Below are 20,061 nucleotides of genomic sequence, written 5' to 3' on the forward strand. Positions count from 1 at the left end.
CTTTTGGGGCGAAGGGCACTAAGGTATCGCAATGAGCGACGACAAGGCGATCTGGCCACCAATCGATCCGATTTCGGCTGGCCTGCACGGCCGCTGCCCGCGTTGTGGCAAGGGACCGCTGTTTTCCGGCTTCCTCACGGTCGGCAAACGCTGCGCCAATTGCGGCCTCGACTATTCCTACGCCGATGCCGGCGACGGGCCGGCGGTGTTCGTCATCCTGATCATCGGCTTCATCGTCGTCGGGCTGGCGCTGTGGATGGAGGTGACGCTGAACCCGCCGCTCTGGCTGCATCTCATGGTGTGGATACCGCTAACGCTGGTGCTTTGCCTGGGCGCGCTCAGGCTGATCAAGGGTGTGCTCTTGACGCTGCAATACCGCAACAAGGCGGCGGAGGGCAGGCTGGACCTCGGCGAATGAGCACGACATCCGGTTCAGTGGCAGGCCTTTCGCGACCAAAGACGGCATTGCTGCTTGGCCTAGGCCTCGTGCTGTTCTTCATTTTGCTTGGGCTAGGCACCTGGCAGGTGCAGCGCCTCTACTGGAAAGAGAGTCTTATTCAGACTATCGACCAGCGCACGCACTTTGCGCCTGTGCCTTTGGCCGAGGTCGAAAAGCGGTTCACCTCCACCGGCGACGTCGACTACACGCCTGTGACGGTATCAGGCACTTTCCTGCATCAAGGCGAGCGACATTTCTTCGCGACCTGGGAAGGCCAGTCGGGTTTCGATGTCTTCACGCCCTTGCAACTGGAGGACGGCCGCGTTGTTCTGATCAATCGCGGCTTCGTACCGTACGATCTCAAGGACGCGACCAAGCGCCCGCAAAGCCAGGGTGCGGGCCAGGTGACGGTGACGGGGCTCGCCCGCAATCCGCTGCCGGCAAAGCCCTCGATGATGCTTCCCGACAATGATCCGCAGAAGAACATCTTCTACTGGAAGGATCGCGACGCCATGGCGGCCAGCGCCGGTCTGCCGGCCGGCGCGGGGCTGGTGCCGTTCTTCATCGACGCGGACGCCACGCCGAACCCGGGTGGGCTGCCGGTCGGCGGCGTTACCATCATCGACCTGCCGAACAGCCATTTGCAATATGCCGTAACCTGGTACGGCCTTGCCGCTGCCCTTGCCGGCGTCCTCATCTTCATGCTTCGCCGCCCGGCGAAAGACGCATCGGCCCGAAAATCGGAATCGATTTCGGAAAGCACGATGCGTAGATAAAAAGTGTTAGAGCGTACTTTGTGCGTCCAAATGGACGCACGTCGCTCTAATGATCGGCACCGGCGCCCTTGACAGGGCACGGGTGCGCACCTCATTTCGCGCCTTGAGTTCAAGACTTGAGTTCATGCTACGACCAACCGGCCGGTAATCATGCTTCACACGACCACAAAGCCACCGCTGACGATAAGGCTCTGCCAGCCGCGGGGCTTCTGCGCCGGCGTCGACCGCGCCATCCAGATCGTCGTGCTGGCACTGAAGAAATACGGTGCGCCAGTCTACGTCCGCCACGAGATCGTCCACAATCGCTACGTCGTCGAGGGGCTGCAAAGCCTCGGTGCGGTGTTCATCGAGGAGCTCTCCGAGATACCGGCGGAGCATCGCCAGAGCCCGGTCGTCTTTTCGGCGCATGGCGTGCCGAAGTCGGTACCGGCGGACGCCCAGGCCCGCAACCTCTTCTATCTCGACGCCACCTGCCCGTTGGTGTCGAAGGTCCACAAGCAGGCGATGCGCCACCAGCGGCTCGGCCGCCATGTGCTTCTGATCGGCCATGCCGGCCACCCGGAAGTGATCGGCACGATGGGACAATTGCCGGACGGCGCCGTCACCTTGATCGAGACCGAAGCCGACGCGGCGAATTTGGTGCCCGTAGACGCGCAGGCGCTCGGTTTCGTCACCCAGACGACGCTGTCGGTCGAGGACACCGCCGGCATCATTCGGGTGCTTAAGGATCGTTTTCCCGATTTGCATGCGGCGGCAGCGGAATCGATCTGCTACGCCACCACCAACCGCCAGGAAGCGGTCAAGGAGACCGCCGCGGGCTCCGATCTCTTCCTGATCGTCGGCGCCCCCAACTCCTCCAATTCGCGGCGTCTCGTCGAAGTGGCCGAGCGCGCCGGCGCCTCGATGTCGCTTCTCGTGCAGCGCGCCTCCGAAATTCCGTGGACTGATATTGCCGGCATCTCGACGCTCGGTGTGTCGGCAGGCGCGTCGGCGCCGGAAATCATCGTCGACGAGATCATCGATGCATTCCAGCAGCGCTTCAACGTGACGATCGAGCTGGCGGTGACGGCGACAGAGACCGAGGATTTTCCGGTGATGCGGGTCCTGCGCGATGTCGAACTGACGGCGGCCGACATGGCCTTCGTCAACGGAGCCGCGTGAAGAGCCCATGGCGGTCTACACCGACGTCAACGAAGGCGAGCTCGGCGCGTTCCTGGAGGCCTATCCGGTCGGCGATCTCCTGTCCTACAAGGGCATCGCCGAAGGCACCGAGAACTCGAATTTCCTGCTGCACGCGACCAGCGGCTCCTACATCCTGACGCTCTACGAAAAGCGCGTCGACAAGGCCGACCTGCCGTTCTTCCTCGGCCTGATGGGCCATCTCGCCAGGAAGGGCATTTCTTGCCCGCTTCCGGTGACGGCGCATGATGGCAACGTCATCGGAACGCTTGCCGGCCGGCCGGCGGTCATCATCACTTTCCTCGAAGGCCTTTCGCTGCGGCGGCCGACATCAGCGCATTGCGGCGAGGTCGGCAAGGCGCTGGCGGCACTGCATCTTGCCGGCGCCGACTTTCCGATGACCCGTCCGAATGCCCTTGCAATCGATGGCTGGCGCAAGCTGTGGAGCGCCGCTCGCCTTCGCGCCGACGAGGTCGAGCCGGGACTGGCGGCCGAGGTCGATGCCGACTTCGCCGATTTCGAGCGGAACTGGCCCAAAGACCTGCCGGAGGGCATCATCCATGCCGATCTTTTCCCGGACAATGTCTTCTTCCTCGGCGAAAAACTGTCCGGGCTGATCGACTTCTATTTCGCCTGCAACGATCTCTACGCCTACGATGTCGCTACCTGCCTCAATGCCTGGTGCTTCGAGAAGGATTTTTCCTTCAACCTGACCAAGGGCACGGCGCTACTTGCCGGCTACCAAAGCGTGCGGCCCTTGAGCGGCGAGGAGAGAGCTGCGCTGCCTATCCTGGCACGCGGCTCGGCGCTGCGCTTCATGCTGACCCGGCTTTACGACTGGCTGACCGTTGCCAATGGCGGGCTGGTCGTGAAACGCGATCCGACCGAATATATCAGGCGGATGCGTTTTCACCGGGCGATCAGATCTCCTTCCGAATATGGGCTGACATGACCAAGCGCGTTGAAATCTTCACCGATGGTGCCTGTTCGGGCAATCCGGGGCCTGGCGGCTGGGGGGCGGTCCTGCGCTTCAACGCCGTCACGAAAGAACTGTCGGGCGGCGAGGCTGCGACCACCAACAACCGCATGGAACTTTTGGCCGCCATCTCGGCGCTCAATGCGCTGAAAGAACCTTGTGCCGTCGATCTTTATACCGACAGCAACTATGTCAAGGACGGCATTTTCAGCTGGATCGACGGCTGGAAGCGCAACGGCTGGAAGACCGCTGCCAGGCAACCGGTGAAGAATGCCGAGCTGTGGCAGGCACTCGACGAGGCGCGCAACCGCCATCAGGTCGTCTGGCACTGGGTCAAGGGCCACGCCGGCCATCCGGAGAACGAACGTGCCGACGAGCTGGCGCGGCTCGGCATGGCGCCGTTCAAGAACAAGACGGCCAGGCCCGCGCCCGTTTCATCTAGGGAAAGCACCCAAGCCAAGCAGCCGGCTGGCAAGAAAGTGCGCCGCTCGACCCAGAGCTACTAACCAGTCTGGTCCGCCTCAACGGATCAGCAGCGCCGTGCCGAAAAGTCCGAGCGCGAACATAGTATGCGACACGAGGTTGAGGGCGCGGATCTGCATCGGGTTGGGGCGCTTTGATGCGGCCCAGCCGGCGCCCATGCCGGGCGCCAGCAGGAACCAGCCGGCGCCCACGGTGACGATGCCGAGGATGAAGGCCGGCAGGAAGGTCGGCGCGGCCAGCCACGCCGCTCCCGCCAAAACGGCCAGAATGATGCCGTAGACGATGCCGACAAAGTAGTGGAAGGCCCAGCCCAGCGCCGATTCATGCGCGTATGGTGCTGCCTCGCCGATATCGTCGTGGAATACCTTGCCGTCTCTGAGATGCCAGACCCAGCGGCCAACCAGTCCCCAGTTCGGCCGCGGCTGAGCAAATACCATGTTCAGGAAAATCGCCCAGAGGTCCATGAGCGCCGTGGCGCCGATGCCGATCGCCACAGCGCGCCAGAAGTGGTCAAACATCATTGAGGTCCCCCAAAAGCAAGCATCCCTAATGCATGTCGCCCAAAAGTGCGCGCCGGTTTTGGGATAACGACATGCATAAAAACAAAGAGTTAAAGCGCGTCGGATTGGCCCCGGACGGCCGGCCTCTCGGCCAGAGGCGCAGGCGTTTCATCTGTTCGGCCGATGCGCAGGTTCGCTGCGCGGGCGAAGATTGAAAAATCAGCAGCCATGATCGAGTGCCGGGCCGGCGATGGCCCTGCGAACTTCGGATGAAGGACTGACTCTATTTTGTTGCGGGTAGACTCATATCCGATCGCGGCAAGGGTTGCTTTTCTGGCCACGTTGGCCGGCGTTCTCCTGTTCGCCCTCTTTGCCGGAATGGCTGTTGTCGGATTTGGGCGTGACCTTCAGGTTTCATCACGGAAAGCTCATTCACGCCGCCGCGTTCGCCGTTTTGGCGGCCCTCGGTAGACTCGGCTCGACGGAATACAATGCAACGCTGATTGTTCTCCTCGCTTTTTCGGGCCTGGCGATTGAGGTTCTTCAAGGCGCACAACTGATAGGGCGCGGTCGGGATCTAATCGACTGGGTTGCCGACTGGGCCGGCATCGCGTGCAGGCTGACACTCGCAGGCTGGACACAGAGGCTCGCTGGCGGACGGCCATAATGGCGGGCGCCGTTTGGGGGAGGTTGCCCGACAGGCGCGGTCAGTCTCTCCGGGCTCACCATTAATTGTGGCTGCTGCCACTAATCTTGCCAAGGCAGCAGCCTAGATCGGCAAGCCTGCCGATGAACTCTGATCCAGCGCGGATCGGGCTCGTCTGAACGCCGCCTATAAAGACGCCTTTAGACGGCGGCATCATCCAGATAGATGTCAGGGAAGCGTCCCGCTGCGTGTATGATGTTGGCGGTTTGGAGGGAAGAAACGTGCAACGATCGGGCGCCTGTCCCATCTGCCGGACCAATGCCGGTCCGGTGGTGATGCGCGAAGGCGAGTATAGCGGACGGCAGTGCGCGTGCGGGGTCATTTATATCGATCCACTGCCGGCCCATCCGGTGGACGCGACGGTCGATCATCACCACCGCATCTATTATTCCGCGCCGGCGCGTGCGCGGGTCAGTTGGGTGAAGGCATTCACGAGGCGTGGACGGCTGCTTGAGATAGGCTGCGGTGGCGGCGAGTTCACCGCGGCGGCGATCCGGGCCGGTTTCACGGTTGAGGCAGTGGAGCCGTCCGACGAATGCGCCGGGCGCGTCGAACGCGCCCTGGGCATCACGGTCGAGCGGGCGCTGATCGAGGACAGCCGTCTGCCCAAGGGGCGCTACGACACCAGCTTCCATGCCGATCTGCTGAGCCACTTCCCCGATCCGGTCGCGGCGTTGAGGACGATCGCGGCGAAGGTGGCGCCGGGCGGCACGGTCTGCTTCGAGGTCGGGCTGTTTTCCAATCTGTCGCCCTTCTGGCAGCGGCTTGCCGGGCGGCCGAACATGCCGACGCATATGTGGTTCTTCGATGCGCCGGCGATCGAGCGGTTGCTGGACGCAGCCGGGCTGAAGCTGATCGCGATGCGGCGCTATCCGGTCGGGCTGTCGACCGCGCTCAGTACGGTGCTGGGCAGCCGGCGCGTCGCAGCGGCACCGGACAGCCACGCCCCTCTCGCGCAGGGCTGGGCGGCCGCGCCTTACTACCGGCTGCACATGTTCCTGCGCTACGGGATAGGCCGGTGGCTCCCGATGGGCGGCCCGCAGACCGCGTTCGTCGCCGCACGGCACAAGACCGACAGCGCGTGATGCGCAAGCTACGCCGCATCATCGTCGTCGTCACCGCGCTGCCGCGCTGGATTTCCGATTTCAACCATGTCAGCACGGCGTTGGCCGAGGCGGGACACGCCGTGGAAGTGTGGTCGCCGGACGACAACGGACTTGCTACCGCCGGCTGGGATTCAAGGCCGGCGATCGATGCCGCACGGGACGCGCTGGCGCCAGGCGTCGCGACGCGGACCATGCCGTTTTCGCGCAATCGGGGGCGGCCGAGCCTCTTGCGGCTGGCGCGCGCCAGCTTGATGGCGGCGCGCGCGGCGCTGTTCAGCCCGGGCAGTGTGTTCATCCTGTGGTCGGCGCTATCGATCATGCTCGCCGGGCCGTGGGTCCGGCTCAGCAACCGGCATGCCACCTATCTGGTCACCGGACTGGGCGCGTGCTTCTCAGTGTCGCAGCGCGACAGCCTGACGACGCGGCTGATCTGTATTGTCTATCGCTTCGTCTTCGCTAGCCGGCGCGCGATCGTCATCGTCCACAATCACGAGGACAAGGCCGAACTGATCAGGCGCACCGGCGTCGCATCGGAGCGCGTGATCGTCACCGGCGGCTGCGGCGTCATGCCGGAGGATTTCCCCTATAAGCAAGCGCGCGCGGTCGGCGCACGGCCGACGATACTCGTTCCCGGGCGGCTGTTGCGCGACAAGGGCGTGCTGGACGCGGCCGCCGCGTCGGGCATCCTGTCCGAACGGGGCGTGGCGCACCGCATGGTGTTCACCTCGAACCCGATGAGCGGCCGCGCCGACGCGCTGACGGAAGCGGAACTGGCGCGGGCGCGATCCTATCCCGATGTGGCGTTCATCGGGTACCAGCCGAGCATCACCGCCCTGTATGCCGGGGCGGACATCGCCTGCATCCCATCCTGGTATCGCGAGGGATTGCAGACCGCCTTGCTCGAATCCGCGTCCTCGGGGTGCCCGATCGTCGCGTGCGACAATGTCGGGGTACGCGATTTCCTGCGACCCGAAATCGAAGGACTGGTCGTGCCGCCGCACGCGCCGGCACCGCTGGCCGATGCGCTGGAGCGGATGATCCGCGAACCCGGCCTTGCCGAGCGGCTGCGGACCGCTGCTCATGCCCGATTCCTGTCCGGCTTCACGCGGCAGCACATGGTGGAGACGACGCTGGCAGCGATGCGCCGCACTGGCGTCGAGACGCCGCTATGAGCGATCACGCATGGACCGGTCTGATCATGGCCGGCGGGCAGGGCGAGCGCATGGCGCGCTCCGGCATAGTCGGACGCAAGCCGCTGGTCGAGGTCGGCGGGGTCAGCCTGCTCGAGCGCAACATCTGGATGATGGCGCGCGGTGGATGCCGGCGCATCTTCGTCGCGCTGACCCGCGCCGATGCAGCACGTGAGGCGGACAGGTTCGCTGATTTCGCCGCGCGCGCCGCCGGCATCGGCGTGGCGGTCGCGCCGTTGATCGAGGAGGTACCGCTGGGCAATTTCGGCGCCGCGACGATGCTTTCGAACGACGCCGGCGATGTGATGGTGGTGTATGCCGACAATCTCACCACGCTCGATCTGGCGGCGCTGGCCGCCGCGCACCGTGCGTCCGGCGCGGCGATGACGCTGGCGGCGCATGACGAGCCGTTCCACATGCCCTATGGCGCGCTTGAGGTGGACGCGGAAGAGCCTGATCTGCTTACCGCCTATCGCGAGAAGCCGGTCTATCCGATCCTGGTCGGCAGCGGGCTGGCGGTGGTGACCGCTGCCGCTTTGAGCAGCCTGCCGCAGGGCACGCCGCTCGGCCTGGTCGATGCCGCCAATCGGTTGATGGCCGGTGGCGCGGCGGTGCGGCTTTATCGCCATCAGGCTTCATGGATCGACGTCAACGACGCCGCCAAGCTGGCCGCCGCCGAAGCTTTGCTCTTGAGAGATGCCGCTTTCGAAGCGTGGTGGCCGGGGGAGGTGGCGCGCGAAATCCGGGTCGCGGGCGGCAATGTAGGTTATGTTTGCGACGCGATGACGGAAGCCGGGGTGCTGCGGGTCCATGTCGGCGCGGCGGGTACGCTCAGTGGCGATGAGTTGCCGGGGCCGGTGCGCCGCCGCCTCGCCGCACGGGGGCAGGGGGCGTGATCGGTATCACCGGTGCAAACGGCTTTATCGGCCGGGCGGTGCTGCGCCGGATCGGCGCGGATGCGTGCGTGGCGCATGCCGGCCCGATCGATGGGGAAGCGGGGGCGATCGACATTTGTGACCAGCCGGCGCTGGAAGCACTGTTCGCCGGCGTTGACACGGTCGTTCATCTTGCCGGGCCCAGTGCCGTCGCGGCGTCGTTCGACGCGCCGGCGGCATTCGCCCGCGTACATGTGCTGGGCACGGCGACGTTGCTCGCCGCCGCCGAGCGGATTGGCGTGCGGCGCCTCGTCCATGTGTCGTCGGCCGAGGTCTATGGTCGCCCGGACACCGCGCGCGTATCGGAGAACGCGCCGCTCTTGCCGCTCTCGCCTTATGGCGCGGCAAAGGCGGCGGCAGAGCAACTCGTCTCGGGTGCGGTGCGGCGAGGGGCGCTGGAGTCGGCAATCATTGTTCGGCCCTTCTCGGTCTACGGCCCGGGGATGCGCGCGAACGGGCTGGTCGGCCGGCTGGCGGCACAGGCGCGCCTGCGACAGCCGATGCGCGTCTTCTCGGCCGATACGGTGCGCGATTACCTGCATGTCGACGATCTGGCGCGGGGATTGCTGATGGCCGCCGCGCGCGACGAACCTGGCCTCCTGACGCTCAACATGGCCTCCGGCACCGGGACCGACGTCGCCGCGCTCGCCGCCGCCTTCGCGAGGATCGGCGGCGGGCCTGACGCGCTGATCGTCGAGGGGCAGGGCGACCGATCGCGCGGGCTCGACATCGCGCATCTCGTCGCCGACGTGTCGCTGGCGCGCGAGACGCTTGGCTGGCGGGCGGAGGTTGCGCTGGTCGATGGCGTGCGCGATTGCCTGGGTGGGATGGCGTGACGCAGACGATACTGGTCACTGGCGCGCAAGGGTTCATCGGACGCTATCTGGTGCGCGCTTTGTGCGATCGTGGCGATTGCCGGGTGGTCGGCGTCGGACGTTCGCCGGGCAATGCGACACGCTTCACGCACTACATCCATCCCGGCGGTGCCGAGCGCGCCGCGCCGCTGCCAGATGCTCTGGTGTCCGACGGGCCGAATTATGCTTATGTCGCCACCGACCTGTCGGATGCGGCGGCAGCGGTGCGGTTGATCGCGGAAACTGCGCCGGACATCGTCTTCCATCTTGCCGGATCGTTGCGCGACGAACCGTTCGAACGGCTGGTTACCAACAACATCGTCGCCACGCGCCATCTCTGCGATGCGCTGGCGGCGCACGGCGCAGTGCTGGTGCTGGGATCCTCGGGCTCAATCTATGGCGAACTCGGCGGTGGGGGCCTGCCGTTGGTTGAAATTGGCGCGACCGAGCCGATCGACCTATACGCCGCAACCAAGCGCACCAGCGAGGACATCGTGCGGATCGCAACGCGCGCGGGAAGGATCGACGGACGCGTGGCGCGCATCTTCAACGTCGTCGGTCCGGGCCAGGAGGAGCGCCATGTCGCCGGCCGCATCGCCAGCCAACTCACTGAGCTAAGGGCGGGCCGCCGTAATGGCATCACCCTCGGTCCGCTGACCGCATGGCGCGACTTCATCGACGTGCGCGACGTGGCCGATGCGCTGGTCGCGATCGGCTTCGCCGGGGCCGGCGATGTTTTCTACAACGTGGCGTCAGGGCGCGAGACGCAGATCGCCACCGTCTACGATCTGCTCGTCGCCGCGGCTGGGATTGCCGATCCATCACTGACGTCATTGCCGGGGCGGGCAGTGGATATCGCGCGGCAGGTGGTCGATGTCAGCCGGCTGCGCGGGCTCGGCTGGCAGCCCCGTGTCGATCTTCCGCAGAGCCTCGGCGACGTGATGCATTATTATCTCGAACTGGAGACCAAAGCGTGACGGTGGACGCGTTCTTCGGGTATGGGGCCTACTGCGAACGCTGCGCCGTGTTGTGTGCCTTGAACGCCGCGCGAAGGCTTAGTGCCTCTGGGTTGGTGCTGCCCAGCTTGGTGTCCCCGTTCTGCGATCCCCACGCGTATGCAAAGTCAAACACGGGATCGGGAGCGTAGGTGGCCCAGCGCACGAACATCTGGTTTGCCTGGTCCGGTGTCGGCAGTTTATAGACGTCTCTGAACCCGCCGGTATGGGTCGACCAAGCGCCGCCGCCAAAGGCTTGGAAGACAGGCACGATCTTATTGAGCGGGATACCAGCGGCAACGGCCGCCTCGACCGTCCTGTCGATGAAGTCCAAATCGAAAACCTTGCCGCGCACCGGATACGGATTGAGGCCGAAGAAATCGATCCCGGTGTTGGCGGGATTGAAGGTGTTCATGAAGTGGGGGGCTTCAAAAGACCCCATGTCCATCAGCGTGACGAACGTCACGGCCCCGGGCACATTGGCCTTGATCCAGTCGACCTCTGCCTTAAGGGCTGCCGAGCTGACTGCCGGGGAGTGGTACTTGCCAGTGATGTCCGGCTCATCACAGAGCCGAAAGCCGAACAGCTTCGGGTTGCCGATGAACGGTTTGACCTTGGCGATGAAACGCGGCGTAACGCCGCTGGTCTCATCAAGCCAGATCAGCCCCTTCATCCCGGGAGGGAGCGCATTGAGTTGCTCGACATATTGTACGTCAGCGAGGTTAAAACCTGCCTTGGCAATATCTGCGCCGGAGCCGCCAGAGGTGTAATGCAGGGTTATGCCATTCTCCTCTGCCGACAGTTTCGGTTGGCCAATCAATAGAATGAGCAGGGCTGATACGAACAGGATGCTCATCCCGGCAATCATTGAGCCGCCGAAAGAAATCAAAGAACTAAGACGTTTGAGCTGTGGTCGTGACCTTGTTGGCGTGGCGCCATGTTTCGGCTCGATGTTCTGCGCCGCAACGGCCGGCTCGGCGACGATCAGCGTGGCGAAGCACGCTGCGATAAGCCTGTAGGCATTCGCAATGGCAGATTTCATTATACAGTCCCCCTCTATCGATCCATTGAAGCAGAGATGTGCCTTTGGTCCTGGGACACCGCTTTCACCTTTGCAGCCAACACCATCGGGGCAATCCAGGTCGCCCGACAACATCGACTTCCTAATGAGTATCTTCAGTCGGGCGAGGTCGCGACTAATGCGAGGTCCAGAATCTTCGCTGTAATCGCCCTCGAGTGTGAAGGATGTAGGCCTCGGTTGGCGCGCGAAGGCAACAAACGTAAGCGCTAGCTCGGCTACACCGTCGCCCAGCGGCACATTCCCTTCGACCGACACCCCCAAAGCATCCTTAAGGTGGACGTCCAGCGAGGCGACGTCAGCAAGCCGCGCCCAAATGGAGGCTGCAGAATGCCCGTATATAGCAGGATTTCCCGTGTCAAACTGTACGCAGACGCCTGGCTGGCCAACTGCTTGAAGAATTTGGAGTGTTCTTTCGGAGTCAAGCCCGCTTTCATATGCCAAAGTAATCCCCACGGCTTGGGCGGGGCCAAGTGCGAAACGCAGCACTTCAGCTGTTTTAGCTACGTCCTCGGGCGTCCGAACGAGGCTCTGGCGAAAGCCCGGAATGATGATCCTAGGTACCCGCAGACGGTCTGCCACTCTAATCGCGTGCAAGATAATTCGCCGGACCTCCAACGCTTCCTCGCTACCCTTTGGCGCAGTCAGGCCAAGATCGTTGAGCCGATTTACTGCAAGGGCGGTGATCGGAAGCGCGAAACGGCGTGACGTTGTGTCGAACGCCGCCAGTACTCCGATATCTGTGAGATCGGGACCGCGGTTAGGCCCACCCAAGTCGACGTGAACGTGATCGAGACCCGCGGCGCCGGCGGTTTCAAAGCCGGTCAGACCCCGGTCCCCTACCTTCCACAGCGCGATCCCGATTTGTGGTCGATAGATACTTTGCTCGACAGTCAAATGCGCGTTGCTCGTCAACGAACGTTCCTTCAAGTTCGCCACCTCCGTAAGTCGATCCCAAGCTTGGTCCAAGATCTAAGCGGCGGATAGCCGACGGCGTCGCGTAATGTACGGACAGCTTCCTCCGGATCTGTCACGATCGTAAGAAGCGGCCGATAGATATCGGGGCGAGCGCTGAGGTCGAGCATTGCCCGGGTCAGCATCGCGTTGGAAGAACCGCGGTGCCCCGTGATCGAGATCCGCTTGTGGCCGATAGTTGTTTGGCACTGCTCGGCAACCGGCCAACCGACACGTCCGCCGGTATTTCGCGCGCGGACTTCGCTGAGATTGACCCCGGGCAGACGCGGGTCTCGACCCTCAGATGGGAGACCTCCGAAGAGATGGAGGATGCCACCGTCGCACAAAGCGTTGAGTCCGATACTGAGTGCGGCCGCTACATCCTGCCGCGAGGAACATAGGATCACAGTGTCGAATTTCCCGTACTCAATAGCGGCCTTCTCTTTCGTTCCTATGACTACTACGTCCCGAACCGACGCGCAGGCAGTTCTGAGCGCAAGACGAAGCAGTTGGCCGATCGTACCTCGTCCCACCACCAATACACGGGTCGATTCGGCGACCCGCTCGAGAATGCCTCCGCACGTTAGGACGGATGCGAGCGGCTCAGCGAGAATAGCGAGATCGGCAGCCAGTTCTGCGGGCGACGAAACGACCAACGACCGCAACCGAGCAGGCACGAGGAAGCGCTGCTGCATCATCCCATCGAGAGTATGGCCGAGTTCAGCGGTGCCCCAGTCTGGCGTTGGATTCACAGCAATCGTCGTACCTAGCCAGCGCTGGTCCGCTTTCGCAGCCACTTCTTCGACAACAGCGACGCCCTCATGGCCAAGGATCCGGGCTGGATCGTCACGCACGCCGCGCAGAATCTGGAGATCAGTCCCGCAGACACCGACAATGAGGGTCCGGCACACAAGGTCGCCCGGTAGCACCACGGGTGCCCCGACCTGCTCCAGTCTTGGGGAGCCCATGCCCGGCGGCCGTACCAGAGCGAGGTGCGACTTCGATCCGGTCAAGCCGATCCGATCACTGGAAAACATGGATGCTTCGTCCCTCATCCGCCATTTCGGCGAGATGGCCAGCGCCGATGAGTCCAGACAGATCCCCCGTCGCGAAAATATGGAGCCGGCGGGCAAAATAGGACGGATCGCTTTCAGTGATCTGGAATAATCCGTGATCCCGGAATTGCCGATCAAGGCTGGCCGAATAGGCAGGTTCGAGGGCATCCACGACACCGCCAGTGAGAACAATTGAATCAAGTAGTGGATCGTGCGTTAGGAGCGCCGCGAAAATAAGTGCTAGCGGTCGCGTGATCGTAGCGAGGACTTCTAAGGCGAGGGCATCAGCAGCCGCCACTCCACGCGAGAACTCCGCGAGTATGGCATCGTCGTCCCCGTCGCGTGCTGCGGCCATCGTCGAGACTGCTAGCGCGTCCGGCGAACGAGACGGCAACTCGCGCAGCAATTTCAACACGCCTCGTCCGGACGAATAGGCGTTCAGATGGCCGGATCCCCCGCAGTCGCAGGTATACTTGAGACGTGTGCCCTGGAAGAAAGCTTCTGCTTTGATATGGCCAATTTCGCCCTGGATCCCGTGTAAGGGATCGACCGGCACGCCGCCACGCGCGAAGTCGTAGAGCCTCGACCCGATTCCGGTGCTCACGGTAACGAACAAGATACGCGAGTGCTTTCCCGGATCGCAGGTCTGTATGTAGGATGCCAGTCCAGCGGTCACGTCGTTCGCAATCGTCCAGCGTGTGTCCAACTGGCGGCGTATCAACGCGCCCTGGAGTTCGAAGGGTCCCGACTTCGGACCCCAAAGTGGGCCAGATTGCAGCACACGACCATTACGAGCGTTCACAGGTGCTCCAAGTGAGATGCCGGCATGCCTTACCGCGGTTCCGCTCTCCAACTGGAGGCGCTTTGTCTCGGCCACCAAATAGTCAGCCAACGCCTCCTGAAGTTCGACGGGACTGTGGTGGGCCGTATTAAGGTAGTTGATCGCACGTCGTCGCGTCACTGGACCAAGCCTTCCATTTGTCCACAGGGCCGAACGAAAATGCGTGCCGCCTATATCAAAGACAGCAATTTTCTTATTGATCATTGGTGGCCCCGCACGGTGGGCGGATTGCTGGCAACATCACGCCAAAACCGGAAAATTCGCGTAGCTGCAGTGCGGACTTTGTCGGAAGTCGTAATTCGATCGGCTTCGAGCGCTGCACCAATCGTGTGCGGTGTAGGATCGGCAAGCGCAGCGAGGCACAATCGTTCGTGATGCTCGAACGCCGCGAGCCAGTCGCGGAATAGACCGTTCGCTGGTGCGGGTTCAAGAATATCGATGCGATCACCGAGGATGCGGGCGCGCCTCTCGTGAACGAGAGATCCATTCACCGCGACATTTATGGTGGCATCGTAGCCCTGCGCTCCGACGCGAGCGGCGACGAGCGGTACGACAGCTTGCGCATACCAAGGCATATCGCGCTCTGCTATTCGCGCCGGCCATCGTGTAGGATCAGCGATAAGATCCTCGGCAATCGCATCCCGGAGAGATATTAGCGCGGCCGCCCTACCCTTGTCGTGCGGAGACCGGCCGTCGAAAACAGCGAAGTATTTCGTGGGAATTGCGCCAAGGCGAAGAATATCGTCCCGGTACTTCTGCGTTGCGGTATCTGGGGCCAATCGGAGGACACGCTGCAGGAGATCCTCCCCGTCACTGGTCTTGGCGATGGGGATGAAGCCTCTGTGATTGAGGCCCTCGTAGCTCCAGTAAAGTTCGGTCGGATCGATGCGTAGCGCCCTTGCGAAAGCCTGGAGTGTGGCGAGGGGGAGCTCGCAGATGCCGACTGCAGTCAAGCCGCGGCGGAGCATCATGGCCGTCGTCAGGCTCAGCGGGTTAATCATGTTCACGATGAAGGCACCGGGACAGATTGCCTTCATGCGGGTCGCGAGATCGTCTACCGGGCGCATTTGACGGAAGGCAGATAGCAGGCCGCAGGGCCCCAATGTTTCGTCAGCGAAGCATCCCAGCTCGCGTGCGAAAAGTTCGTCATCGGCCCTCGCCTCAAGCCCGCCGAAGCGCGTCTGGACAATCACAATCTCGGCATCGACCAGGGCCGCATCGAGGTCCGTCGTGGATATGACCGAGGTTCCGAATGCCCTCAGCCGGTGCCGGGCATAATCTGCAACCGCATCGAGGTTTTGCACGTTGCGCCCTTGGAGGACTAACACCCATTCCCCCAGCCGATGGCTCAACGCCTTGCTCCCCTCAATCGCATCGACCAGCGCCACCGTGAAGGGCGAACTACCGCCGAGGACGCAGACCCGCGTCATCAGGACGTCCAGAACGAGCCGATAATCGCAGTGACGTAGGCGATCTCCTCCTCGGGCACGCACGGCCGAATCGGCAGCGTTGGTGGGTCGCCGGCAAGTGCCTCAGCGACCGGGAACCGCCCAGCTTCAAGTCCGGGGTCGACGAAGGCGGGCTGGAGATGAATAGGCGTCGGGTACCGGACAGTGGCCTCACTGCGGTGGGAAATAAGATAGGGCAGGGGCGCATCGCGTTGAGGCGTGCGAATCTCGCTCGGTGAGCCGGAAACGAGCCCGATCATGTCCGCCACGAGCGCGCAGACGCCTGTATCGCTCGACATCGAGGGGTGATTGGCGAAATCACGGCTGCCCTCCTCCCTTGCACAATTTGTCGCGCTACCGCAGCAGAAGAATTTCTCGAAATCGGCGGCCGCAAGCTCGCAACGTTAGGCCGGAACATCGCCTGGCGGCACCGGCTCAACTGAAACTTCCGGCCCAATGCCGTCAGTCCGGCCGCAAGATCCTCGTAACCGCGCGCCATCGCGGACGCGTCGAGAATGGTACTTCGATCCTCGTCAACCAAACCGCTCAGCAGGAGCGTGTCCCTCGACAGAGAGTTCCCTCCCATAGTGAGCCGAACCGCTGTAGGAGATACCTTCCTGCAGGTCCCGAGCGCGCAGATAGGTCAAAACCTCGCGTATCAGTCCTGGTGGACACTGATCTTCCTGCTTGAGGAAGCGATAGCGGCCAAGGTCGATCGGCACCACCATGTTAATATTGCCGCCTCGATGCTTGGCGGCGGCCCGGAACGATCTCGAGACCAAGTCTTCGTTCAGATGCTCGTGCCAGACCGGCAAGCCAACCGATACCAGCAGATCCACTATGCGCAGGGCCGTTTCCTTCCTGAGCCAACCGAGGTGCCAACCGACAACGCTGGAAAAAGCGAGGTCGATCGAGACGGCAAAGCCGTGGTGGAGCTCGTAATGGGTCGAAGCTTCAAGCGGGTGGGCGATCGTGTGACCCAGATCTACCGCCCTCTCGTAGGATGCAACCTCGAAGGGATTCTTCGAAAGCTCTTCCAGCATGGCGGCGATGGCCCGTTGGATGGGCTCGCGAGCCAACGAGTTGCCGTTGAGGATCCAGGACTGCAGCATACCTCCTCGAGCCTCTTCGATCATCCGGAAGAGCTCTATGTCGGAAGTACAGGCGACCTTGATCATCTCGGCCAGCCCCTGCCTGACCGTATCGACGCCCAGGGTCTTGAGCAATGGCGGGATCACGGCGACAGCATCCGCCGGGTGGAAACAACCTAGATAGTTCTTGGCATCTCCGAAATTGACGCCCCCCTTTAGGCCGATTCCGGCATCGACCTGCCCAACCAAGGTAGTGGGGATGCGAAGGTGAGACAAACTCCGGCGTAGCATCGAGGCCGCCAGCGTAACGATATCTGAGCAGACACCACCCCCGATCGCCACCAGCGCACCCCGACGATCGATCTCGGCATCGGACGCTGCGCGGCAAACGGTCAACACGGATTTCATAGTCTTTGTCCGCTCGGTGCAGTTCAACACCAGCCAGGACGGCTTCAAACCGACGCATGCGAAGGCTGCGCGGATCTCGTCGCCATAGAGCCTCTCGACAGTAGGGGTGGTGACCACCAGCACAGTCCGATTGCGGGTGTGGGCTTCGACCCACTCGCAGAAATCCGCCGAGTGGAGACCCTCAAACATAGCGACATTGAAAATGTGGTCACGGGAAGACCGGAGGGAAAGCTGCTCTTGGGTGGGTATCCACATGATTGAGCCCGATGTTCGGGCAGAACACCCCCCGGCATGCTTGAGAGCATCCCAGCAAAAGTCGTTCCGCATTCTCTACCATATACTGTGTATAAAATTATTCGGCTTCATCTGTTCGGCCGATGCGCCGGTTCATTGTAAGTGAACCTTACAACTGGCAAATACGGCCGGGGTTTGAGCTTCTCAATGAAAGACTGATAAACTTAGCCGCATAAAGGACGACATAGCATTACAGCGAGGACCGCTTTTCTCGCCACGCTGATTGTCGTTCTCCTGCTAACCCTTTCGCTCTGGTGGCTTTTGCAGATGTTTGGCATCGCCACGACCCTTGGTTACGACAAATTCATCGTGCCGCTGTGTTTGCCGCACTGGTGGTCATCGGATATTTTGCTTGGCCGGACCACAGGGCAAAGCTGATTGTGCTCCTCGTTCTCACCGCCGTCGCCATCCAAGTTCAAGGCTTGAAAATGATTGGGCGCTATCGGGATGCTGGGACTGTGTTGCTGGCTGTGTCGGCATGGCGTGTGGGTTGCAAATCGCGAACTGGAGCGAGAGCGGAAACCTAAAGCTGTCCGAGAATATAAGCCGCCCCGGACTCATCGACACCAGGCTTTGTCTCGACATTGAGCGCGGTGACCTTGCCGTCGTCGACGATCATCGAAAACCGCTTCGAGCGCAGCCCCATGCCGCCGCCGGAAAGATCGGCGTCAAGGCCGATCGACCTGACGAAATCGCCATTGCCATCGGCAAGATAGAGGATCTTGCCTTCACCGCCGCTGAAGCGGGCCCAGGCGCCCATCACGTGAACATCATTGACCGCGACGACGGCGATGGTGTCGACGCCGCGCGCCAGGATGGCGTCGTAATTGTCCAGATAGCCCGGCAGATGATTGTTGGAGCAGGTCGGCGTGAAAGCGCCGGGAACGGCGAACATCACCACCTTCTTTCCCGAGAAGATCTCGGCCGTCGTGATCGCTTTTGCGCCGTCGGCAGTCATCGTCTTGAAGGTCGCTTGGGGCAGCTTGTCGCCAACGGCAATCATCATCGAGGTCCTCACTTGAGAGATGGAAGGGAAGTGTCCTTGCGATAGCGAATTCAGCCGTTCCCCGCAACCGTCGGGGAGGCTGGGGCAAGGATGTTCGCCCTGAACATCCTTTGCTCGGGATCAAGGAAACGGCAGCAGGCCTTCGACGGCGCCGGCCGCGGTTGTCAGCGTGTAGTAAAGTCCGCCATCCGTCGGTGTCGTCGTCGGCCTGTCGAGGATCGGCACGGCAAACACCAGCTTGCCATCCTTTTCGCTGCGGGCCGGCACGCCGAACATGTAATCCCGCTCACCGGCGACGAAGAAATCCGCCGCTTCGGGACTGCCCGGAAAGCTCGCCTCGACAATCAGTGTCTCGCGGTCGCCCGGCAGGATATTGACGCCGAAATCGGGTCTTGCGGGCGCAGGCAGCGTTGCAAGGGCCGCCTTCACCAAAGCGGCGTCTTCGGCATTGTCCGGATCGGAGCCCGGATCGATGGTCAGCTTCGTCTGCAGCGGGATGCAGATCGTCTCGCAAATGCCGAGAAAGATATCGGCATCGATGACGGCCGGCTCGTTCGGCGCCGACAGCGTGAATGTCACCGGCAGCGAAACCGGATGGTCGTAGCCGGCCCATTTGCCGTAGCCGTCGTCGTGGCGCTGGGGCGGCGGAAACGAAAACGTCGCGTTGGCAATGTTGGTGCTGGCCGAGATATCGATTTGCGGCGGCACGCCCGCGTCGCCCGGATCGCGCCAGTAGGTTTTCCAGCCAGGCTTGAGCGCAATATCGAGGACGCCATGGATGCGCCCGGCTTCGTCGGGCTTGCCGCTGGTCACAAGCCGCACTCTTCCGCCTTCGCTATTGTACCAGGTCGACGAGGAGGCTGCGGCAGGGAGGCCGGTTCCACATCCAACAGCGGCGCTGAGCAGCAGGACTTTCAAGCTTTGCATGGCGCTGATTTGACCGTCCGTTCATGGCTGCGCAATGACTTCATGGCGTCGCTGTAATCATATTTGCGTGACCTCGGGCACAGCTTTTGCGTGACCTCGGGCACAGCTTTGCCTGACCTTAGCTGCACATCCGCGACCAAATCGCGCGCGGCGCATCTTTTCGGCGCTTCAGAAACGCGTTACGCTCCTCTCATGGACTTGTTGCGCCACAAGAAGATGGCTGCGGGACGCGGCTTTCTCGACGACCAGTTCCTGATTGCCATGCCCGGCATGAAGGACGACCGCTTTACGCGCTCCGTCATCTACATTTGCGCGCACAGCGACGAAGGCGCGATGGGCCTGGTCATCAACCAGACGCAGCAGATGCTGTTTCCGGATCTGCTCGTGCAGCTCGGCATCATGAACGAACAGGAGGCGATCCGCTTGCCCGCGCAGGCCCGCGACTTCGTCGTGCGCAACGGCGGACCGGTGGACCGCAGCCGCGGCTTCGTCCTGCATTCGGGCGACTACCGAGTGGAATCGTCGCTCGCCGTCTCCGACGACATTTGCCTGACCGCGACCGTCGACATATTGCGCGCCATTTCGTCGGGCCGTGGGCCCCGGCACGCGCTGATGGCACTCGGCTATTCGGGCTGGGGCGCAGGTCAGCTGGAGAGCGAAATCGCCGAGAACGGTTGGCTGACCTGCCCGGCAAATGCGGAGCTTCTGTTCGATACCGACATCGAGCGCAAATACGACCGGATTCTCGCCTCGATCGGTATCGACCTCGCGCATCTCAGCCTGGCGGCCGGCCACGCCTAGTGGTGAAAACCCGATACCT

General features: G+C 62.6%; 20 protein-coding genes. 11 read left to right on the forward strand and 9 right to left on the reverse strand.

The window, feature by feature from the left end:
• Positions 1-31 precede the first annotated feature (31 nt).
• The 5 genes from ACWUKX_RS03530 (at position 32) to rnhA (ending at position 3,876) form a co-directional block, all read left to right on the forward strand.
• Positions 32-418, forward strand: coding sequence for a DUF983 domain-containing protein (locus ACWUKX_RS03530; protein WP_456003866.1), 387 nt, complete (start codon positions 32-34; stop codon positions 416-418).
• Positions 415-1,215: an SURF1 family protein gene (locus ACWUKX_RS03535; protein WP_456003869.1), complete on the forward strand. Its 801-nt coding sequence runs from the start codon at positions 415-417 to the stop codon at positions 1,213-1,215. The genes ACWUKX_RS03530 and ACWUKX_RS03535 overlap by 4 nt, the downstream gene beginning before the upstream one ends.
• Positions 1,216-1,365: 150 nt before the next feature.
• A complete protein-coding gene (ispH, locus tag ACWUKX_RS03540) occupies positions 1,366-2,376 on the forward strand; it encodes a 4-hydroxy-3-methylbut-2-enyl diphosphate reductase (protein WP_456003873.1) in 1,011 nt (336 codons plus the stop codon).
• A gap of 7 nt (positions 2,377-2,383) precedes the next feature.
• The gene (locus tag ACWUKX_RS03545) at positions 2,384-3,346 is read left to right on the forward strand and encodes a homoserine kinase (protein WP_456003876.1); all 963 of its coding nucleotides are present in this window, start codon (positions 2,384-2,386) and stop codon (positions 3,344-3,346) included.
• Complete coding sequence (gene rnhA, locus ACWUKX_RS03550; RefSeq protein WP_456003879.1) at positions 3,343-3,876, forward strand: ribonuclease HI; 534 nt, start codon at positions 3,343-3,345, stop codon at positions 3,874-3,876. The genes ACWUKX_RS03545 and rnhA overlap by 4 nt, the downstream gene beginning before the upstream one ends.
• A 15-nt stretch (positions 3,877-3,891) precedes the next feature.
• Here the strand turns inward: rnhA and ACWUKX_RS03555 are convergent, their stop codons facing one another.
• Complete coding sequence (locus ACWUKX_RS03555) at positions 3,892-4,371, reverse strand: DUF2938 domain-containing protein (protein WP_456004105.1); 480 nt, start codon at positions 4,369-4,371, stop codon at positions 3,892-3,894.
• 909 nt (positions 4,372-5,280) lie between these two features.
• On the opposite strand from ACWUKX_RS03555, the gene ACWUKX_RS03560 reads away from it, so the two are divergent.
• Genes ACWUKX_RS03560 through ACWUKX_RS03580 form a run of 5 tightly spaced genes read left to right on the forward strand, consistent with a single transcriptional unit; the run spans position 5,281 to position 10,121 of the window.
• Entirely contained in the window at positions 5,281-6,144 is an 864-nt protein-coding gene (locus ACWUKX_RS03560; RefSeq protein ID WP_456003882.1) for a class I SAM-dependent methyltransferase, read from the forward strand.
• Positions 6,144-7,337 (forward strand): glycosyltransferase, encoded by a 1,194-nt coding sequence (locus ACWUKX_RS03565; RefSeq protein ID WP_456003885.1) that lies wholly within the window; start codon positions 6,144-6,146, stop codon positions 7,335-7,337. The genes ACWUKX_RS03560 and ACWUKX_RS03565 overlap by 1 nt, the downstream gene beginning before the upstream one ends.
• On the forward strand, positions 7,334-8,251 hold the full coding sequence (locus ACWUKX_RS03570) for a sugar phosphate nucleotidyltransferase (RefSeq protein ID WP_456003889.1): 918 nt from the start codon (positions 7,334-7,336) through the stop codon (positions 8,249-8,251). Before ACWUKX_RS03565 ends, ACWUKX_RS03570 begins: the two co-directional genes overlap by 4 nt.
• Entirely contained in the window at positions 8,248-9,126 is an 879-nt protein-coding gene (locus tag ACWUKX_RS03575; protein WP_456003892.1) for an NAD-dependent epimerase/dehydratase family protein, read from the forward strand. Before ACWUKX_RS03570 ends, ACWUKX_RS03575 begins: the two co-directional genes overlap by 4 nt.
• The gene (locus ACWUKX_RS03580) at positions 9,123-10,121 is read left to right on the forward strand and encodes an NAD-dependent epimerase/dehydratase family protein (RefSeq protein WP_456003895.1); all 999 of its coding nucleotides are present in this window, start codon (positions 9,123-9,125) and stop codon (positions 10,119-10,121) included. The genes ACWUKX_RS03575 and ACWUKX_RS03580 overlap by 4 nt, the downstream gene beginning before the upstream one ends.
• 28 nt (positions 10,122-10,149) lie before the next feature.
• Here the strand turns inward: ACWUKX_RS03580 and ACWUKX_RS03585 are convergent, their stop codons facing one another.
• The 8 genes from ACWUKX_RS03585 to ACWUKX_RS03620 form a co-directional block, all read right to left on the reverse strand.
• A complete protein-coding gene (locus tag ACWUKX_RS03585) occupies positions 10,150-12,147 on the reverse strand; it encodes a sugar phosphate isomerase/epimerase family protein (RefSeq protein ID WP_456003898.1) in 1,998 nt (665 codons plus the stop codon).
• Positions 12,144-13,208, reverse strand: a complete 1,065-nt coding sequence (locus ACWUKX_RS03590; protein WP_456003901.1) for an alcohol dehydrogenase catalytic domain-containing protein — start codon at positions 13,206-13,208, stop codon at positions 12,144-12,146. The genes ACWUKX_RS03585 and ACWUKX_RS03590 overlap by 4 nt, the downstream gene beginning before the upstream one ends.
• Positions 13,195-14,271 carry an ROK family protein gene (locus ACWUKX_RS03595; protein WP_456003904.1) on the reverse strand — a complete coding sequence of 359 codons (1,077 nt, stop codon included), beginning with the start codon at positions 14,269-14,271 and terminating at the stop codon, positions 13,195-13,197. Before ACWUKX_RS03595 ends, ACWUKX_RS03590 begins: the two co-directional genes overlap by 14 nt.
• Positions 14,268-15,497, reverse strand: a complete 1,230-nt coding sequence (locus tag ACWUKX_RS03600; protein WP_456003907.1) for a family 4 glycosyl hydrolase — start codon at positions 15,495-15,497, stop codon at positions 14,268-14,270. The genes ACWUKX_RS03595 and ACWUKX_RS03600 overlap by 4 nt, the downstream gene beginning before the upstream one ends.
• Complete coding sequence (locus ACWUKX_RS03605; RefSeq protein WP_456003909.1) at positions 15,497-15,814, reverse strand: DegT/DnrJ/EryC1/StrS family aminotransferase; 318 nt, start codon at positions 15,812-15,814, stop codon at positions 15,497-15,499. The genes ACWUKX_RS03600 and ACWUKX_RS03605 overlap by 1 nt, the downstream gene beginning before the upstream one ends.
• Positions 15,815-16,048: 234 nt before the next feature.
• Positions 16,049-17,269, reverse strand: a complete 1,221-nt coding sequence (locus ACWUKX_RS03610; protein WP_456003911.1) for a sedoheptulose 7-phosphate cyclase — start codon at positions 17,267-17,269, stop codon at positions 16,049-16,051.
• A 562-nt stretch (positions 17,270-17,831) separates the two neighbouring features.
• On the reverse strand, positions 17,832-18,314 hold the full coding sequence (locus ACWUKX_RS03615) for a redoxin family protein (RefSeq protein WP_456003913.1): 483 nt from the start codon (positions 18,312-18,314) through the stop codon (positions 17,832-17,834).
• Between the two features lie 120 nt (positions 18,315-18,434).
• Entirely contained in the window at positions 18,435-19,241 is an 807-nt protein-coding gene (locus ACWUKX_RS03620; protein WP_287350495.1) for a protein-disulfide reductase DsbD domain-containing protein, read from the reverse strand.
• Between the two features lie 192 nt (positions 19,242-19,433).
• Here ACWUKX_RS03620 and ACWUKX_RS03625 point away from each other — a divergent pair, with 192 nt between their 5' ends.
• Entirely contained in the window at positions 19,434-20,042 is a 609-nt protein-coding gene (locus ACWUKX_RS03625; protein ID WP_023799312.1) for a YqgE/AlgH family protein, read from the forward strand.
• The last annotated feature ends 19 nt before the right edge of the window (positions 20,043-20,061 follow it).

The organism is Mesorhizobium sp. f-mel, assembly GCF_053850215.1.

Bases quoted from the DNA above. Each gene is read 5' to 3' on its own strand.
- ACWUKX_RS03530 (WP_456003866.1), top strand. From the start codon at position 32: ATGAGCGACGACAAGGCGATCTGGCCACCAATCGATCCGATTTCGGCT.
- ACWUKX_RS03535 (WP_456003869.1), top strand. From the start codon at position 415: ATGAGCACGACATCCGGTTCAGTGGCAGGCCTTTCGCGACCAAAGACG.
- ispH (WP_456003873.1), top strand. From the start codon at position 1,366: ATGCTTCACACGACCACAAAGCCACCGCTGACGATAAGGCTCTGCCAG.
- ACWUKX_RS03545 (WP_456003876.1), top strand. From the start codon at position 2,384: ATGGCGGTCTACACCGACGTCAACGAAGGCGAGCTCGGCGCGTTCCTG.
- rnhA (WP_456003879.1), top strand. From the start codon at position 3,343: ATGACCAAGCGCGTTGAAATCTTCACCGATGGTGCCTGTTCGGGCAAT.
- ACWUKX_RS03555 (WP_456004105.1), bottom strand. From the start codon at position 4,371: ATGTTTGACCACTTCTGGCGCGCTGTGGCGATCGGCATCGGCGCCACG.
- ACWUKX_RS03565 (WP_456003885.1), top strand. From the start codon at position 6,144: ATGCGCAAGCTACGCCGCATCATCGTCGTCGTCACCGCGCTGCCGCGC.
- ACWUKX_RS03570 (WP_456003889.1), top strand. From the start codon at position 7,334: ATGAGCGATCACGCATGGACCGGTCTGATCATGGCCGGCGGGCAGGGC.
- ACWUKX_RS03590 (WP_456003901.1), bottom strand. From the start codon at position 13,208: ATGTTTTCCAGTGATCGGATCGGCTTGACCGGATCGAAGTCGCACCTC.
- ACWUKX_RS03595 (WP_456003904.1), bottom strand. From the start codon at position 14,271: ATGATCAATAAGAAAATTGCTGTCTTTGATATAGGCGGCACGCATTTT.
- ACWUKX_RS03600 (WP_456003907.1), bottom strand. From the start codon at position 15,497: ATGACGCGGGTCTGCGTCCTCGGCGGTAGTTCGCCCTTCACGGTGGCG.
- ACWUKX_RS03605 (WP_456003909.1), bottom strand. From the start codon at position 15,814: ATGTCGAGCGATACAGGCGTCTGCGCGCTCGTGGCGGACATGATCGGG.
- ACWUKX_RS03610 (WP_456003911.1), bottom strand. From the start codon at position 17,269: ATGTGGATACCCACCCAAGAGCAGCTTTCCCTCCGGTCTTCCCGTGAC.
- ACWUKX_RS03615 (WP_456003913.1), bottom strand. From the start codon at position 18,314: ATGATGATTGCCGTTGGCGACAAGCTGCCCCAAGCGACCTTCAAGACG.
- ACWUKX_RS03620 (WP_287350495.1), bottom strand. From the start codon at position 19,241: ATGCAAAGCTTGAAAGTCCTGCTGCTCAGCGCCGCTGTTGGATGTGGA.
- ACWUKX_RS03625 (WP_023799312.1), top strand. From the start codon at position 19,434: ATGGACTTGTTGCGCCACAAGAAGATGGCTGCGGGACGCGGCTTTCTC.